Here is a 15,296-nt window from a genome sequence, read left to right as displayed (position 1 = left end):
TGAATCCGTTGGATTGACGCGATTGTAGCAGGCACTCCAGCCGGCGAATCGGCCAGGCCGCCGCGCCGGCGGGCGGATCAGGCGGCGCGGGCCTGTACCGCCTGCTCCAGCGCGTCGATGAACATGGCGGCCACGCGGAAGCCGGTCTGCTGCGTGATTTCCTGGAAACAGGTCGGACTCGTCACATTGACTTCCGTGAGGTAGTCGCCGATCGCATCCAGCCCCACCAGCAGCAGGCCGCGCGCCCACAGCTCGGGCGCCAGCGTCTCGGCGATCTCGCGGTCGCGCCGCGACAGCTCCTGCGCGCGCCCGGTGCCGCCCGCGGCCAGGTTGCCGCGCACTTCGCCGTCCTTGGGAATGCGTGCCAGCGAGTATGGCACCGGCTTGCCGCCGATCAGCAGGATGCGCTTGTCGCCGTCCTTGATCTCGGGGATGTAGCGCTGCGCCATCAGCGTGCGCGCGCCGTTCTCGCCCAGCGTCTCGATGATGGAGCCGAGGTTCAGGCCATCCGCGCCGATGCGGAAGATGCCCATGCCGCCCATGCCGTCGAGCGGCTTGAGGATGATGTCGCGGTGCTCGGCGTGAAACGCGCGGATGCGGTCGGCGTCGCGCGTGACCAGGGTCGGCGTGGTGAACCGGGGATACCTGGCGATCGCCAGCTTCTCGGAGAAGTCGCGCACCGCCTGTGGCTTGTTGAACACATTGGCGCCATGCGACTCGGCCAGTTCCAGCAGCCAGGTGCTGGTCACGTATTCCATGTCGAACGGCGGGTCCTTGCGCATCAGCACCGCGTCGAAGCCGGTCAGCGGCTGCAGCGAGGGCTCGCCCGCGCGGTACCAGTCATGGCCGTCGCCGGTAAGCTGCAGCGGACGCACCACGGCCTCGACCTGGTGCGCCGACAGCGACAGTTGCGACTGCAGGCAGACGAACAGCTCGTGGCCGCGCTCGGCCGCCTCCACCATCATGGCGTAGGTGGAGTCCTTGTAGGTCTTGAAGGTGTCGAGCGGGTCGGTAATAAACAGAATGCGCATGATGGCTGTCCCGGGTCGCAGGATTGCCGCGCAGGCCGCGCGGCACGTCGAGGCACTGCCGCCAGCGGCGGCGGCGCCCTACAGAATCGGATTGGGGTCGGTCTTCTCAAGTTCCAGCGAGGCCGCCAGCAGGGCCAGGCGCGCCACCACGCCATACATGTAGAAACGGTTCGGCACCGCGGCGCCCGGCTTGGCGTGGCTGTCCGGGATGCCGTTGGGCGCGAACGCCAGCGGCACGAAATGCATGCCCGGCGCATTCAGGTTCTCGTCGTTGCCGCGGCCGGTATGGACGCGGTAGAAGCCGCCGACCACATAGCGGTCGATCATGTACACCACCGGCTCGGCCACCGCCTCGTTGATCTTCTCGAAGGTGTGCACGCCTTCCTGGATGATGACGTCGTTGACCTCGAGGCCTTCCTTGACGACGCTCATCTTGTTGCGTTCCTTGCGGTTCAGCCCCTTGACCTCGGACGGATCGCGCACGGTCATGATGCCCATGCCGTAGGTGCCCGCGTCGGCCTTGACCACCACGTAGGGCGTTTCCTTGATGCCGTACTCGCGGTACTTCTTGGCGATCTTCTTGAGCACGGCCTCGACCGAATCGGCCAGCGCTTCCTCGCCCACGCGCTCGTGGAAATCGATGCCCGAGCACTTGGCGAAGTACGGGTTGACCATCCACGGGTCGATGTCGATCAGCTTGGCGAACTTCTTGGCCACTTCGTCGTAGGCGGCGAAATGGCTGGTCTTGCGCCGCGTCGACCAGCCCGCGTGCAGCGGCGGCAGCAGGTATTGCTCGTTGATGTTCTCCAGGATCGGCGGGATGCCGGCCGAGAGATCGTTGTTGAGCAGGATCGAACAGGGGTCGAAGTCCTTCAGGCCGAGGCGGCGCCCGCGCACGCCCAGGCGCGCCAGCGGCTCGACCACCAGCGTCTGGCCGTCGGGCAGCTCGATCGGGGTGGGTTCGGTGATGTCCTCGGACAGCGAGCCCAGGCGGACGTTGAGCCCGGCCTGGCGCATGATCAGCGACAGGCGCGCCACGTTCTGCAGGTAGAACATGTTGCGCGTGTGGCGCTCGGGGATCAGCAGCAGGTTCTTGGCGTCCGGGCAGATCTTCTCGATCGCGGCCATGGCGGCCTGCACCGCCAGCGGCAGCATTTCCGGCGCCAGGTTGTTGAAGCCGCCCGGGAACAGGTTGGTGTCGACCGGCGCCAGCTTGAAACCGGCGTTGCGCAGGTCCACCGAACAGTAGAACGGAGGCGTATGTTCCTGCCATTCCAGCCTGAACCAGCGCTCGATGGACGGCGTAGCGTCCAGGATCTTTTTTTCCAGCTCGAGCAGCGGACCGTTCAGCGCGGTGATGAGATGCGGGACCATATACATCCTATTGATCGTCTTTATCGTTCGCCCAGATTGTAGAGGAACGGCCAATTGGCTGCTGGCGCCGCCTGAATAAGCATATGCGAGCACCGGCAAGAGGAAGAAGGATATGGGGGTGGCGGGCCCGATTAAAAGGGGCCGGGCGCCACTTGCCGGCCGCCCGGCGCCCCCCGGCGGCCGGCCATCCGGGGGGCGGGGGGTGACCGGGGCAAAAAAAAGCGCGACATGCGTCGCGCTTTCAAATGGCCTGACAGATACGGGGAGCGTTCTGCAGGTGGAGGAAACTGCCTCACTCGCACTGTATGTGCGCGGCCCCCCTAAAACAATTGAAGCTTTTTAAGATCGGATTTAAGCACCCGGCGAAAAATCCGTGCGCGCCATGCGCGCACGGCCCGGCAGGACGCCCACACAGCACGATGACGGCAGTTTCGCCGCAAAAGCCGCCACGATGCCGGCATCGGAATGAAAAAAGCCCGGCACGAGGCCGGGCGAAACTCCTGAGAGAAGATTCCCAATCAGCTCTCCAGCACAACACCTTTACGATCAGGCCTCATACGCGGTCTCGCCGTGCGAGGTAATGTCCAGACCCTCGCGCTCTTCTTCTTCCGGCACCCGCAGGCCGATCAGCATGTCCACCAGCTTGTAGGCCACGAAGGCCACCACGCCGGACCAAACGATGGTGGTCAGCACGCCCTCGAACTGGATCCACACCTGGCCCGCGATCGAGTAGTCGTCGGCCACCTTGTTGGCCACATAGTCATAGACGCCCGTGCCGCCCAGGCTCGGCGCCGCGAACACGCCGGTCAGCAGCGCGCCCAGGATGCCGCCCACGCCGTGCACGCCGAACACGTCCAGCGAGTCGTCCATGCCCAGCAGCTTCTTCAGGCCGGTCACGCCCCACAGGCACAGCAGGCCGGCGGCGATACCGATCACGATCGAGCCCATCGGGCCGACGAAGCCGGCCGCCGGGGTGATCGCCACCAGGCCGGCCACGGCGCCCGAGGCACCGCCCAGCATCGACGGCTTGCCCTTGCTGACCCATTCGCCGAAGGTCCAGGCCAGCACGGCGGCGCAGGTCGCCAGCAGCGTGTTGACGAAGGCCAGCGCGGCGCCGCCGTTGGCTTCCAGGCCCGAGCCGGCGTTGAAGCCGAACCAGCCGAACCACAGCAGCGAAGCGCCCACCATGGTGAAGGTCAGGCTGTGCGGACGCAGTGCCTCGCGGCCGAAGCCGATGCGCTTGCCGAACATGAAGGCACCCACCAGGCCGGCCACGGCCGCGTTGATGTGCACCACCGTGCCGCCGGCGTAGTCGAGCGCGCCCTTCTGGAACAGCCAGCCGCCCTTGGCCGTGGCCGCCGCGCCTGCTGCCGCGTCGGTGTAGGCGTCCGGACCCGGCCAGAACCAGACCATGTGGGCCATCGGGATGTAGGCGAAGGTGAACCACAGCACCACGAACACCAGCACCGCCGAGAACTTGGCGCGCTCGGCGAAGGCGCCGATGATCAGGCCGCAGGTGATCGCCGCGAAGGCGCACTGGAAGGCGAAGAAGGCCAGTTCCGGCACCACCACGCCCTTGCTGAAGGTCGCGGTCACGGCGTCGGCGACCAGGCCCTTCATGAAGAGCCGGTCGGTGCCGCCGAAGAAGGCGTTGCCCTCGGTGAAGGCGAAGCTGTAGCCGTAGATGGCCCACAGCAGCGACACCAGCGAGAAGATCACCAGGCACTGCATCAGCACCGACAGCATGTTCTTCGAACGGACCAGGCCACCGTAGAACAGGGCCAGGCCAGGCAGCGTCATCAGGATGACGAAGGCGGTCGCGACCAGCAGCCAGGCGGTATCGCCCTTGTTGGGCACGGGTGCCGGGGCAGCCTCGGGAGCGGCCGCCGGTGCTGCGGCCGGCGCGGCTGCGGCGGCGGCGGGCGCGGCAGCAGCAGGTGCCGGAGCCGCGGCGGCGGCCGGAGCCGAAGCCTCGGCGGCAGGCTTGTCCTGCGCCACGGCGTGCGTGGCCAGGCCGATGCCGGCCGTGCCCAGGGCCAGCGCCACGGCGCCGGTTGTCAGGATGCGCTTGAACCAGGATTTCATGTGATTAACCTCTTGTCGTTGGGCTATGCGTCACAGCGCATCGCCGCCGGTCTCGCCGGTGCGGATGCGGATGACCTGCTCGATCGGGGCAACGAAGATCTTGCCGTCGCCGATCTTGCCAGTGCGCGCCGATTTTTCGATCGCCTCGATGGCCCGGTCCACCACGTCGTCCGGGACGGCCACTTCGATCTTCACCTTGGGCAGGAAGTCGACGATGTACTCCGCGCCCCGGTACAGCTCGGTATGGCCCTTCTGGCGACCGAAGCCCTTGACCTCGGTCACGGTGATGCCGGACACGCCGACGTCGGAGAGCGCTTCGCGCACCTCGTCGAGCTTGAACGGCTTGATGACAGCGATGATGAGTTTCATCCGATTTCTCCTCTGAGCGCGGCGGCCCGGTATGCGCCGGCCGCCCGCTCTACCTCACGCTTGTTTAGAAAGTCTTGGTGATCGATGCCCACGCCGTGGCGCGGCCGACATAGCGGCCGGAGGTATTGGTGTAGACCGAGCGGTGCGCATTGGTGTCGATATACGCGATCGCCACCGCGAAGCCCTTGCCCAGGTCCTTGGTCAGGCCCAGCTTCCAGTCCGTGTACGAGGCGCTGTCGATGTGCTTCACGTTCTGGTAGCCAACGTGCGCGTTCACCGTCAGGTCCCAGAAATTCAGCGGCACGTTGGCGCTCAGGTCCACGTAGTAGCTGTAGCGGCTGTCCGCGAAACCGAACAGGTTGGTCATCGACTGCGAATACTTCAGGAACACCGGGCCGTAGCCGGCGCCGACATAGAGCTCCGTGGTGTTCGGGCGCGTAAAGCCGTCGGGGTAGTCGCCCGGGTAGTAGTACTGCAGCACGCCGGCGTCATAGTTCCAGTCCAGTCCGGCGATGGTGACGGTATTCTTGAAGCCGGCGTAGAAATCCATCTCGATCGGCGCCGACACTTCAGGGTTGCTGTTGTCGAGCCAGCTGATGTTCGAGTTCCAGTTGCCGATATAGAAGCCACTCGAATGCGAGTAATCGAAACCGCCCTGGATGGCCGGGCGGCGGTTGGTCTGCATCAGGCCGCGATAGCGATATTCGCTGGCCAGCGTCACGTTGGCCGAGAACGTATGCGGGGAGGCGTCGGCCGCGGCGGCGGCGTCGGTGGATGCTCCTCCTTCCTGAGTGGAGCTCTGGGCAAAAGCCGCAGGCGCGAGGCCGCAAAGCACGATTGCACTGGCACTGACTGCAAGGGCCAACTTCTTCATGGATTTCTTCTCCTTTTTTTTGGCTCGGTACTCGTGTGTTTGGAATAAGTAGTGAAACGAGGCTCCTGGTTTCAATACTGCAACTGCCGTGCCAGCCTCTCGGCCCCCCGCGCCCCCGCTTTTTGTGCAGGAGAAATCCCTCCTTTATCCCCCCCTGGCGGCCGGCCGCGCGCGCGCCGATACGTCAAAAGGTGTTACCAGACAGCGCCAGCGCTTTCCCGGCGGCGCGCGAAGCGCGATAATCGGCCCATGCCGGCGGCAAGTGCCGAGTGCGCACCGCGTTTGCCCGCGTCCCGCGGAGCTGCACCGCGATGCAGCAGAGCGGCCCCGCCCACCCCTCATCCGCACCAACGCGGTGCAAAAGGAGAATCACCATGAAACCGACCGACCTGTTCAACGATTTCCAGGCCAAGGTCAGCGAAGCGCTGCGCAACTCGCCCGCCAAGGACATCGAGAAAAACGTGCGCAGCATGATGGCGCAGGGCTTTTCCAAGCTGGACCTGGTCACGCGCGAGGAATTCGACGTGCAGTCGCAGGTGCTGGCCCGCACCCGGGCGCGCCTGGAAGAACTGGAAGCGCGCGTGCTCGAGCTGGAACGCCGCGCCGCCGGTGGCACGGACACCCCGGCCGCGGGCTGACGCGCTTGCCGCGCCGCCCTTTCGCCCGGGGACGCCGATGGTCCCGGGCCGAAGCTCCGCCCGCCACGATGGCCGCCGCACTCCGGCGGCCATTTTCGTTAACACTTCCTTGATGCTTGCGCCGGTGGCCAGGGAGCCGCGATGAGCCTCGCCCTGCTGCGCAGCCGGGCGCTGACTGGGCTGGAGGCCCCGCCGGTGTCGGTCGAGGTCCACCTCGCCAACGGCCTGCCCGCCTGCAGCATCGTCGGCCTGGCCGACACCGAAGTGCGCGAAAGCCGCGAGCGGGTCCGCGCCGCCATCATCAACAGCCGCTTCGAATTCCCGAACCGGCGCATCACGGTCAACCTGGCGCCAGCCGACCTGCCCAAGGAATCCGGGCGCTTCGACCTGCCCATCGCCCTGGGCATCCTTGCCGCCAGCGGACAGATCCCGCTCGACGGCCTGGATGCCAGCGAGTTCGCCGGCGAGCTGTCCCTGTCGGGGGAATTGCGCCCGGTGCGCGGCGCGCTGGCCATGGCCATGGGCCTGGGGCGGGACAACGCGGCACGCCAGGCCGCCGGCGCCGGGCCGCCGCGCGCCTTCGTGGTGGCGGCCGGCAATGGCCCCGAGGCGGCCCTGATCGACGGCGTCACCGTCTATGCGGCGCGCTCCCTGCTGGAAGTCTGTGCTCACCTTGGGCCGCTGCCCGACGGCCGGCTGCCGCGCGCCGAGCCGCTGATCGCCGGGGACGACGCCGCGCCGGCCGGTCCCGACATGCGCGACGTGCGCGGGCAGGCACAGGCCCGCCGCGCCATGGAGATCGCCGCCGCCGGGCAGCACTCGGCGCTGCTGGTCGGCCCGCCCGGCACCGGCAAGTCCATGCTGGCCCAGCGCTTTCCCGGCCTGCTGCCGCCCATGACGCTGGAAGAAGCGCTGGAATCCGCCGCCGTGCAAAGCCTCACCGCGGCCGGCTTCCACCCCGCCCGCTGGCGCGAGCGGCCCTACCGGGCCCCGCACCACACCGCCTCGGCGGCGGCACTGGTCGGCGGCGGCGGCAATCCCCGGCCGGGCGAGATCTCGCTGGCCCATCACGGCGTGCTGTTCCTGGACGAACTGCCGGAGTTCGACCGCAAGGTGCTAGAAGTCCTGCGCGAACCGCTGGAGTCCGGCCGAGTCACCATCTCGCGCGCCGCGCGACAGTCGGACTTCCCGGCCCGCTTCCAGTTCGTCGCCGCCATGAACCCCTGCCCCTGCGGCTACCTCGGCCATCCGTCCCGGCCCTGCCGCTGCACGCCCGACCAGGTGCTGCGCTACCAGTCCCGGCTGTCCGGCCCGCTGCTCGACCGCATCGACCTGCAGATCGAGGTGCCCGCCCAGGACCAGCAGGAAATGCTCGACGGCCCGCCCGGCGAGGCCAGCGCCGACGTGCGCGAGCGCGTACTGACCGCGCGCGCCCGGCAGCAGGCGCGCCAGGGCAAACCCAACGCCGCGCTGGCCGGCCGCGAGATCGACGAGCACTGCCCGCTCGCGCCCGAGGCGCAGGCGATGCTGCGCGGCGCCATGGCCAAGCTGGCCTGGTCGGCGCGCGCTTATTTCCGCGTATTGAAGATCGCCCGCACGGTGGCGGACCTGGAAGGGGCCGAGCTACTGCAGCCCGGCCATGTGGGCGAGGCGATCCAGTACCGGCGAGCGTTGCGCACGCCGTGAGCGGATTGTGAAAGACCGGGAACTAGCACGAGAGAGATGTACCCACGCGGTTGGCGCAAGCGTAGGAGAGAGCAGGCTATTTGTGAAATCGCCGCTTGATTTTCATTTATACGAAAGCCAGAAAACACCTTCTAGGCTGCACACGGCATCGGGAAATCGGATCGACCACCCTGTCTGCTGGCACGGCGCGGACTTTGTCACCCGAACTTCGCTCGGGAAGCGGAAGCACGGTATGTCCCGGGCCGGCGCGCGATGTGTCTTTATCCGCGCGGCGGCACCGCGACGGGCGGCTCGGCCGGCGGCGGATCGTCCTCGGGCGGCAGCGGCAGGTCGGGGGGCACGCCCGGCGGCCCGGGCTCCTCCACCGGCGGCACGGTATGGCGCGGACGCCCGGACGGCAGGGCCTGCAAGAGGGTGGGACTGCGCATGGCTGGACTCCGCGACGGGGCAATGCACCTATTTAAGCAAACCGGCGCCCCGGGAGCCAGCGGCGATGCGGCGCCGGCAGGCCGCCGCTCAGCCCGGATGGCGCCGCACGAAGAACAGCGCCGTGCCCACCGCCACCAGCACGCTGCCGAACACGCGGTTCTGCCAGCGCATGGCGCGCGCGTTGCGGAACAGGCCACGCATGCGCGACGCCAGCAGCGCGTAGCCGTGCATCACCACCAGGTCCACGCCGCACATGGTCGCGGCCAGCACGGCGAGCTGGGGCGCCAGCGGACGGGCGGGATCGATGAACTGCGGCAGCACCGCGACCATGAAGATGATGCCCTTGGGATTGGTCACGTTGGTCAGCAGGCCGGTGGCGAAGCGCCGGCGCGGGCTGAGCGCGGCCACGCGCGGGGCGGCCGCCGTATCGGCCTCGGCCGGGCTGTCTTCCACGCGCGCGCGCCATTGCTGCACGCCCAGGTAGATCAGGTACAGCGCGCCCACCGTCTTGACCACGGCGAAGGCGTGCTCGGAAGCCAGCAGCAGCGCGCCCAGGCCGCCGCCCGCCACCAGCAGGATGATCACCAGCCCGGCCTGCAGGCCGAAGATGGTGGTGGTGGTCTTGCGCAGCCCGTAGGACAGGCCGTGGCTCATCGACAGCACCGCGCCCGACCCCGGCGACACGGCAATCACCCAGCAGGCCGCGAAATAGGCCAGCCAAACTTCCCAACGCATGACATCACTCCTTGAAAAAACCGTTGCACCGGTCCCGCAGGCTCGAACCGCGCTCAGAACGGGTGGAAGCCCGTCAGGAACTGGTCGATCTGCTCCGCCTGGCGCTGGTCGCGCGCCGCGTCGCCGGACTCCAGCACCACCGCCTGGTAGACGCGCACGCCCGAGGCCACCAGCCGCGCGGTCAGCCGGCGCGGCGCCTGGTCCTGCGGCGACACCGCCGCCACCTGCACCTCCACGCCCGGCAGCGCCACCGCCGGCGTGGCGGCCGACATCACCGTCACCTGGCGGGTCTTGACCGCCCCGGCGGGATGCGGGCCGAGATTGCCGAGCAGCCCGGCCTGCATCGATTCCAGCGCGGCCTGGCGCAAGGCGGCGTCGTCGGCGGGCAAGGTCACCACGCCCACCGCGAACAGGGTCTCGTCGACGCGCGCGGCCTCCATCGTCATCGGCAGCTTGCGCCCGGCGATCGCCACCTCGCGCGCGGCGCCGGTCGGCTTGCCCGGGTAGAGCGCGGCGTAGGCACCCTCGCTGGACTGGATGGTGCGCCAGTCATAGCGCGGCGAGCACGCGGCCAATGCGCAGACGGCGGCGGCTGCGCCAAGAACGGACAGCGTGGACGGCAGGCGGGCAAACCAGGCGTGGAGCATCGCGGCGGCGGTAGGCGAAGAGGATAGGAGGAAGAGGATAGCGCAGCGGTCCCGCGGACTGCCGCGGCATGATGGTGCGGTCCCGCACCCGCGGCAGGCCGGCATGGCCCCGCGGATGCGAGCGGAAGCCGCTATTATCGGGGAACCCGCGCAAGCGCGCGCATTCCCTGCCCGGCCATGCCACGTTTCCCCCGCCTTTCGCCATCGCCGCCGCCCCCCGGGACGCGCGTCCGGCATGCCGTGGCCGCCCTGCTGCTGGGCGCCGCCCTGCTCGCCGGCGGCGCGGGCGCGCAGGCCGCGCCCGCCCATCTGCCTCCCGCCACCGACCTCGCCGCGCAAGGCGCGGCCGCCGCCGGCAGGGGCGAGCCGCTCGTGGTGCTGGTCAGCCTGCCCGGCTGCGTCTACTGCGAAACCGTGCGCCGCAATTATCTCGGCCCGCAGGCCGCCGCCGGCGAAATCGAGGCGCGCGAGCTGGACATGACCGCCGGCACGCCGCTGCGCAATGCCGACGGCACCATGACCACCGCGCGCGAATGGGCGCGCAGCCACAACGTGTCGGTGGCGCCCACGGTGCTGTTCCTCGACGCGCGCGGCCGCTCGCTGGCCTCGCCGCTGCGCGGCCTGCAGCCGGATTTCTACGGCGCCTACCTGGAGCAGGCGCTGGACCAGGCCCGCGCGGCGCTGGCCGCGCCCCGCTGATTCAACGCTGATTCAACGCTGATTCCACGCCGATTCCACGCCGCCGTCGCGCGGCACTGCGGCCAATCGCCGCAGCCTGGCCGCCCCGGGCATTGCCTCCGGCAGCGCAGCGGCCGCGGCAGTAGAATAGGAGCTTGTCCCTGACCCGCCGGCATGATCCGCCGGCAAGCATCATGACGACCTCGGCCTCCCCCGCCAAGTCCATCCCGGCCACCGCCTCCGCCCGACGCAAGCTCTGGCCCGTCGCCGGCGCCGTGGTGCTGGTCGCCGTGCTCGGCTTCTTCGGCTACCGCGCCATCGCGCCGGCCAACTCCGCGCCGCCCGCCACCTTCACCCTGCTGTCGGGCGAAAAGGTCAGCACCGCCGACCTCAAGGGCAAGGTCTACCTGGTCAACTTCTGGGCCACCAGTTGCGTCACCTGCGTCAAGGAGATGCCGGAAATGGTCCGCACCTACGACAAGTTCAAGGGCAAGGGCCTGGAGTTCGTGGCCGTGGCGATGAGCTACGACCCGCCCATGTACGTGATGAATTATGCGCAAACGCGCCAGCTGCCGTTCAAGGTGGCGATGGATTCCGACGGCGCCGCCGCCAAGGCCTTCGGCGAAGTGCAGCTGACCCCGACCACCTTCGTGATCGACAAGGACGGCCACATCCTCAAGCGCTACGTGGGCGAACCCGAGTGGGACGCACTGCACAAACTGCTCGACGGCGCCCTGGCCAAGGCCGCCTGACCGCGCCCGGTCCCCCGATCCTTTCCCTGCGCCAGCCTTTGCAGGCACTGTCCTGATGGCAAGGCCGCGCGCGCAACGCTGCGGCTTGCGCGCGCGGCCTGTATGGATATACAGTTACCGGCAGCCGTTTTTCGCCTTCGTCCCGCCCATGCCCGGCAGCGCACATGCGCGCGCCCGCATCCCTGAGGCCCTGCCGTGTTACTCGATTCCGCCCCTGTCGCCACGCCCGGCGATGCCCGTCCAGCCCCGCCCGCCCCGCCGCCACAGCCCGCCGCGGACGTGCCGCCGCATCTGGCCAGGCTGAACCCCGAGCAGCGCGCCGCCGTGACGCACGAGGCGGCCGCGCCGCTGCTGATCATCGCCGGCGCCGGCTCGGGCAAGACCAATACGCTGGCGCACCGCGTGGCGCACCTGGTGCTGGGCGGCGCCGATCCACGCCGCATCCTGCTGCTGACGTTCTCGCGGCGCGCCGCCGCCGAGATGGGGCGCCGCGTCGAGCGCATCGTCGACCAGGCGCTCGGCAACCAGGCCAGCGGCGCCGGGCGCGCCGCGCTGCAATGGTCGGGCACCTTCCACGCCATCGGCGCGCGCCTGCTGCGCGAGTACGCCGAGACGCTGGGCCTGTCGCCCGCCTTCACCATCAGCGACCGCGGCGACGCCGCCGACCTGATGAACATGGTGCGGCACGACCTCGGCCTGTCGGCGCAGGCCTCGCGCTTCCCGCGCAAGGAAACCTGCCTGTCGATCTACTCGCGCGTGGTCAACACCCAGGCCCCGCTCGAAGACGTGCTCAAGCACTGGTTCCCGCGCTACGCCCAGTGGGCCGACGCGCTGCGCGGCCTGTTCGCCGGCTACGTGGAGGCCAAGCAGAAGCAGCAGGTGCTCGACTACGACGACCTGCTGCTCTACTGGGCCCAGGCGCTCGGCGAACCGGCGCTGGCGCAGGACATGGGCGCGCGCTTCGACCACGTGCTGGTCGACGAATACCAGGACACCAACGCGCTGCAGGCCGCCATCCTGCTGGCGCTCAAGCCGCACGGGCGCGGCCTCACGGTGGTGGGCGACGACGCCCAGTCCATCTATGCCTTCCGTGGCGCCACGGTGCGCAACATCCTCGATTTCCCCACGCAGTTCTCGCCGGCGGCGGACACGGTCACGCTGTCGCAGAACTACCGCTCCACGCAGCCCATCCTGTCGGCCGCCAACGCCGTGATCGGCCTGGCGGCCGAGCGCTTCACCAAGGACCTGTGGTCCGAGCGCGCCTCGGCCGAAAAGCCGCACATCGTGGTGGTCAACGACGAAGCCGACCAGGCCCGCTACGTGGCCGAGCAGATCCTGGCGCGGCGCGAGGCCGGGCTGGCGCTGATCTCGCAGGCGGTGCTGTTCCGCGCCGCCGACTACAGCGCCCAGCTGGAGATCGAGCTGGTCCGCCGCAACATCCCGTTCGTGAAGTTCGGCGGCCTGAAATTCCTGGAATCGACCCACGTCAAGGACGTGCTGGCGGTGGTGCGCTGGATGGAAAACCCGCGCGACCGCATGGCGGCCTTCCGCAGCCTGCAACTGATGCCCGGCGTGGGGCCCAAGACCGCCGCGCGCGTGCTCGACGCCATCGAGGTCGCCACCGAGCCGCTGTTCGCGCTCGAGTCGTTCGAGGCGCCGCCGGCCGCGGCCGAGGCCTGGCCGGAATTCGTCGCGCTGGCGCGCGTCCTGATGGCGCCGGCCGCGCCGTGGCCATCGGTCTTCGAGCAGGTGGTGGCGTGGTACCAGCCGCACCTGGAGCGCATGCACGACGACGCCCACGCGCGCGCCGCCGACCTGCAGCAGCTCGAGCGCGTCGCCGCCACCTATGCCTCGCGCGAGCGTTTCCTGACCGAGCTCACGCTGGACCCGCCCGACGCCTCCAGCGACGAATCCGGCGCGCCGCTGCGCGACGAGGACTACCTGATCCTCTCCACCATCCACTCGGCCAAGGGCCAGGAATGGAAGGCGGTCTACGTGCTCAATGCCGTGGATGGCTGCATGCCGTCGGACCTGGCCACCGGCACCACCGAGGAAATCGAGGAAGAACGCCGCCTGCTCTACGTGGCCATGACGCGCGCGCGCGACCACCTGGACATCGTGGTGCCGCAGCGCTTCTACGTGCAGCAGCAAAGCGGCTTCGGCGACCGCCATATCTATGCCTCGCGCACGCGCTTCCTGCCCAACCGCGTGATGCCGCTGTTCCACAGCCGGGCGTGGCCGGAGCCGCCGCCCGTGCCGCAGGCCCCGGCCAAGGCCTCGCTGCCGAAGCTGGACCTCGGCGGCAAGATGCGCGACATGTGGCGCTAGCGGCCGCGCATCGACGCATGGCGGCGCGTCAGTGCACCGCGGCGCCCGCCGCGCGCACCACCGCCACCAGCGCGCCCGCGCGCAACTGCGCGGCGATGGCTTCGATGTCGTCGGTCATGTAGCGGTCCATGTCCAGGAACGGCACGCGCTCGCGCACGAAGCCGAACACCGCGCGCCCGGCCGGCGACAGGTGCGCCACCGCGCCCGCCAGTTCGGCCGCCTGGCACGCGGCCAGCAGTTCCACGGCCAGGATGTACTGGTTGTTGTCGATGATGCGGCGCGCGTTGCGCGCGCCGATCAGGCCCATGCTCACCACGTCCTGGTTGTCGCCGTTGGACGGCACGCTCTGGATGCTGGCCGGGCTGCAGATGGTGCGGTTCTCGGCGATCAGCGCCGTGGCCGGGTACTGCGCGCCGGCAAAGCCGCAGCTCAGGCCCTCGTTGGCCGCCGCCAGGAACGCCGGCAGCCCGTTGTTCAGGTGCGGGCTGAGCAGGCGGTTCAGGCGGCGCTCGGACACCACGCCGAGCTGCGTGGCCGCGATGGCGAGGAAGTCCATCGCGAACGCCACCTGCTGGCCGTGGAAATTGCCGCCGTGGAACAGCTCGCCGTCGTCGAAGAACAGCGGGTTGTCGTTGGACGAGTTCAGCTCGCGCTCCACCACCGCGGCGCAATGGCCCAGCGTGTCGCGCACCGCGCCCAGCACCTGCGGGATGCAGCGCAGCGTATAGGCCTTCTGGATGAATACGCCGGTGCCGGTGTTCTTCTCGCCGCCGGCGCGCGTCTTCATCTCGCCGGCCAGCTCGCCGTGGCCCGACAGGCGCGTGGCGCCCGCCAGCAGCGCGCGCATATTGGCCGCGGACCGCACCTGCCCGGGATGCGGCTTGGCGATGTCGTGGCCATGCGTCATGAAGGCGTCGGCCGAGGCGTTCAGCCCTTCGAGCGCCAGCGCGGCGATGATCTCCGCCTGCGTCACCTGCGCGCGCATGGTTTCCAGCAGCAGGCACGACATGCCGGTCATGGCCGAGGTGCCGTTGATCAGCGCCAGCCCTTCCTTGTAGGCCAGCTTGATGGGCTCGATGCCATGCTCGCGCAGCACCTGCGCGGTGGGCGCGGTGCCGCCGTCGGCCAGCAGCACCTTGCCTTCGCCGATCAGCGTGATGGCGATGTGCGCCAGCGGCGCGAGGTCGCCGCTGGCGCCGAGCGAGCCGACCTGCGGCACCGCCGGCGTGATGCCGGCTTCCACGTAGCGCAGCAGCTGCTCGATCACCAGCGGGCGCACCGCCGAATAACCGCGCGCCAGCGCGTTGGCGCGCGCCACCATCATGGCGCGCACTTCCTCGCGCGCGAACAGCGGGCCCACGCCGGCGCAGTGGCTGCGCAGCAGGTTTTCCTGCAGCGCGCGGCCATGCTCGATGTCCACCCAGTTGTGGACCAGCTCGCCGAAGCCGGTGGACACGCCGTAGATCGGGATATTGGCCGAGGCCAGCTGCTCGAAGCGCGCGCGCGCATCGGCCACGTGCGCGCGCGCCGCGTCGTCCAGCCGCGCGGCGCCATCGCCGCGCGCCACGTGCGCCACCGCTGCGGCGGTCAGTTGATGTCCGTCGACCGGCACGGGCGCGCCGGCCTCCAGGGATACCTCGTTCATGGCTTGTTCCGGATGAGCTGTTCGC

At 69.3% G+C, this 15,296-nt stretch carries 14 protein-coding genes; 5 read left to right on the top strand and 9 right to left on the bottom strand.

What is annotated here, in order from left to right; translation table 11 throughout:
- Window positions 1-77 precede the first annotated feature (77 nt).
- The 5 genes from gshB to ACKI2N_RS02970 form a co-directional block, all read right to left on the bottom strand.
- Window positions 78-1,031 (bottom strand): glutathione synthase, encoded by a 954-nt coding sequence (gene gshB, locus ACKI2N_RS02990; protein WP_420994535.1) that lies wholly within the window; start codon window positions 1,029-1,031, stop codon window positions 78-80.
- 78 nt (window positions 1,032-1,109) lie between these two features.
- The gene (gene gshA / locus ACKI2N_RS02985) at window positions 1,110-2,405 is read right to left on the bottom strand and encodes a glutamate--cysteine ligase (protein ID WP_420994534.1); all 1,296 of its coding nucleotides are present in this window, start codon (window positions 2,403-2,405) and stop codon (window positions 1,110-1,112) included.
- A 546-nt stretch (window positions 2,406-2,951) separates the two neighbouring features.
- Window positions 2,952-4,490 carry an ammonium transporter gene (gene amt, locus ACKI2N_RS02980; RefSeq protein WP_420994533.1) on the bottom strand — a complete coding sequence of 513 codons (1,539 nt, stop codon included), beginning with the start codon at window positions 4,488-4,490 and terminating at the stop codon, window positions 2,952-2,954.
- 30 nt (window positions 4,491-4,520) lie between these two features.
- Window positions 4,521-4,859 carry a P-II family nitrogen regulator gene (locus ACKI2N_RS02975; protein ID WP_006159494.1) on the bottom strand — a complete coding sequence of 113 codons (339 nt, stop codon included), beginning with the start codon at window positions 4,857-4,859 and terminating at the stop codon, window positions 4,521-4,523.
- A gap of 64 nt (window positions 4,860-4,923) precedes the next feature.
- Window positions 4,924-5,733 carry a TorF family putative porin gene (locus ACKI2N_RS02970; RefSeq protein WP_420994532.1) on the bottom strand — a complete coding sequence of 270 codons (810 nt, stop codon included), beginning with the start codon at window positions 5,731-5,733 and terminating at the stop codon, window positions 4,924-4,926.
- Window positions 5,734-6,107: 374 nt separating this feature from the next.
- Between ACKI2N_RS02970 and ACKI2N_RS02965 the strand changes: the two genes are divergently transcribed.
- Window positions 6,108-6,371 carry an accessory factor UbiK family protein gene (locus ACKI2N_RS02965; protein WP_020206861.1) on the top strand — a complete coding sequence of 88 codons (264 nt, stop codon included), beginning with the start codon at window positions 6,108-6,110 and terminating at the stop codon, window positions 6,369-6,371.
- Between the two features lie 141 nt (window positions 6,372-6,512).
- Complete coding sequence (locus ACKI2N_RS02960) at window positions 6,513-8,057, top strand: YifB family Mg chelatase-like AAA ATPase (RefSeq protein ID WP_420994531.1); 1,545 nt, start codon at window positions 6,513-6,515, stop codon at window positions 8,055-8,057.
- A 260-nt stretch (window positions 8,058-8,317) separates the two neighbouring features.
- On the opposite strand, the gene ACKI2N_RS02955 is transcribed toward ACKI2N_RS02960, so the two are convergent.
- The 3 genes from ACKI2N_RS02955 to ACKI2N_RS02945 all read right to left on the bottom strand — a co-directional run bounded on the left by ACKI2N_RS02955 (window position 8,318) and on the right by ACKI2N_RS02945 (window position 9,868).
- Window positions 8,318-8,485 carry a hypothetical protein gene (locus ACKI2N_RS02955; protein ID WP_420994530.1) on the bottom strand — a complete coding sequence of 56 codons (168 nt, stop codon included), beginning with the start codon at window positions 8,483-8,485 and terminating at the stop codon, window positions 8,318-8,320.
- A gap of 88 nt (window positions 8,486-8,573) precedes the next feature.
- A complete protein-coding gene (locus ACKI2N_RS02950; RefSeq protein WP_420994529.1) occupies window positions 8,574-9,221 on the bottom strand; it encodes a LysE family transporter in 648 nt (215 codons plus the stop codon).
- A 53-nt stretch (window positions 9,222-9,274) separates the two neighbouring features.
- Window positions 9,275-9,868 (bottom strand): hypothetical protein, encoded by a 594-nt coding sequence (locus ACKI2N_RS02945; protein WP_420994528.1) that lies wholly within the window; start codon window positions 9,866-9,868, stop codon window positions 9,275-9,277.
- Window positions 9,869-10,045: 177 nt separating this feature from the next.
- Between ACKI2N_RS02945 and ACKI2N_RS02940 the strand changes: the two genes are divergently transcribed.
- The 3 genes from ACKI2N_RS02940 (at window position 10,046) to ACKI2N_RS02930 (ending at window position 13,626) form a co-directional block, all read left to right on the top strand.
- Entirely contained in the window at window positions 10,046-10,567 is a 522-nt protein-coding gene (locus tag ACKI2N_RS02940) for a thioredoxin (protein ID WP_420994527.1), read from the top strand.
- A gap of 173 nt (window positions 10,568-10,740) precedes the next feature.
- Complete coding sequence (locus tag ACKI2N_RS02935) at window positions 10,741-11,298, top strand: TlpA disulfide reductase family protein (protein ID WP_420994526.1); 558 nt, start codon at window positions 10,741-10,743, stop codon at window positions 11,296-11,298.
- A gap of 279 nt (window positions 11,299-11,577) precedes the next feature.
- Complete coding sequence (locus ACKI2N_RS02930; protein WP_420994525.1) at window positions 11,578-13,626, top strand: ATP-dependent helicase; 2,049 nt, start codon at window positions 11,578-11,580, stop codon at window positions 13,624-13,626.
- Window positions 13,627-13,654: 28 nt separating this feature from the next.
- Here ACKI2N_RS02930 and cmdF read toward each other — a convergent pair whose 3' ends face one another.
- Complete coding sequence (cmdF, locus tag ACKI2N_RS02925) at window positions 13,655-15,271, bottom strand: tyrosine 2,3-aminomutase (protein WP_420994524.1); 1,617 nt, start codon at window positions 15,269-15,271, stop codon at window positions 13,655-13,657.
- Window positions 15,272-15,296: the final 25 nt, after the last annotated feature.

Origin of the sequence: Cupriavidus sp. 30B13 (genome assembly GCF_049059565.2) — a bacterium.
In the GTDB taxonomy this organism is placed as follows: domain Bacteria; phylum Pseudomonadota; class Gammaproteobacteria; order Burkholderiales; family Burkholderiaceae; genus Cupriavidus.
This window is presented reverse-complemented; position numbering and strand designations above follow the sequence as displayed.

Excerpts from the sequence above, each read along its gene's own strand:
- gshB (WP_420994535.1), bottom strand. The coding sequence starts at position 1,031 with ATGCGCATTCTGTTTATTACCGACCCGCTCGACACCTTCAAGACCTAC.
- gshA (WP_420994534.1), bottom strand. The coding sequence starts at position 2,405 with ATGGTCCCGCATCTCATCACCGCGCTGAACGGTCCGCTGCTCGAGCTG.
- amt (WP_420994533.1), bottom strand. The coding sequence starts at position 4,490 with ATGAAATCCTGGTTCAAGCGCATCCTGACAACCGGCGCCGTGGCGCTG.
- ACKI2N_RS02975 (WP_006159494.1), bottom strand. The coding sequence starts at position 4,859 with ATGAAACTCATCATCGCTGTCATCAAGCCGTTCAAGCTCGACGAGGTG.
- ACKI2N_RS02970 (WP_420994532.1), bottom strand. The coding sequence starts at position 5,733 with ATGAAGAAGTTGGCCCTTGCAGTCAGTGCCAGTGCAATCGTGCTTTGC.
- ACKI2N_RS02965 (WP_020206861.1), top strand. The coding sequence starts at position 6,108 with ATGAAACCGACCGACCTGTTCAACGATTTCCAGGCCAAGGTCAGCGAA.
- ACKI2N_RS02960 (WP_420994531.1), top strand. The coding sequence starts at position 6,513 with ATGAGCCTCGCCCTGCTGCGCAGCCGGGCGCTGACTGGGCTGGAGGCC.
- ACKI2N_RS02955 (WP_420994530.1), bottom strand. The coding sequence starts at position 8,485 with ATGCGCAGTCCCACCCTCTTGCAGGCCCTGCCGTCCGGGCGTCCGCGC.
- ACKI2N_RS02950 (WP_420994529.1), bottom strand. The coding sequence starts at position 9,221 with ATGCGTTGGGAAGTTTGGCTGGCCTATTTCGCGGCCTGCTGGGTGATT.
- ACKI2N_RS02945 (WP_420994528.1), bottom strand. The coding sequence starts at position 9,868 with ATGCTCCACGCCTGGTTTGCCCGCCTGCCGTCCACGCTGTCCGTTCTT.
- ACKI2N_RS02940 (WP_420994527.1), top strand. The coding sequence starts at position 10,046 with ATGCCACGTTTCCCCCGCCTTTCGCCATCGCCGCCGCCCCCCGGGACG.
- ACKI2N_RS02935 (WP_420994526.1), top strand. The coding sequence starts at position 10,741 with ATGACGACCTCGGCCTCCCCCGCCAAGTCCATCCCGGCCACCGCCTCC.
- cmdF (WP_420994524.1), bottom strand. The coding sequence starts at position 15,271 with ATGAACGAGGTATCCCTGGAGGCCGGCGCGCCCGTGCCGGTCGACGGA.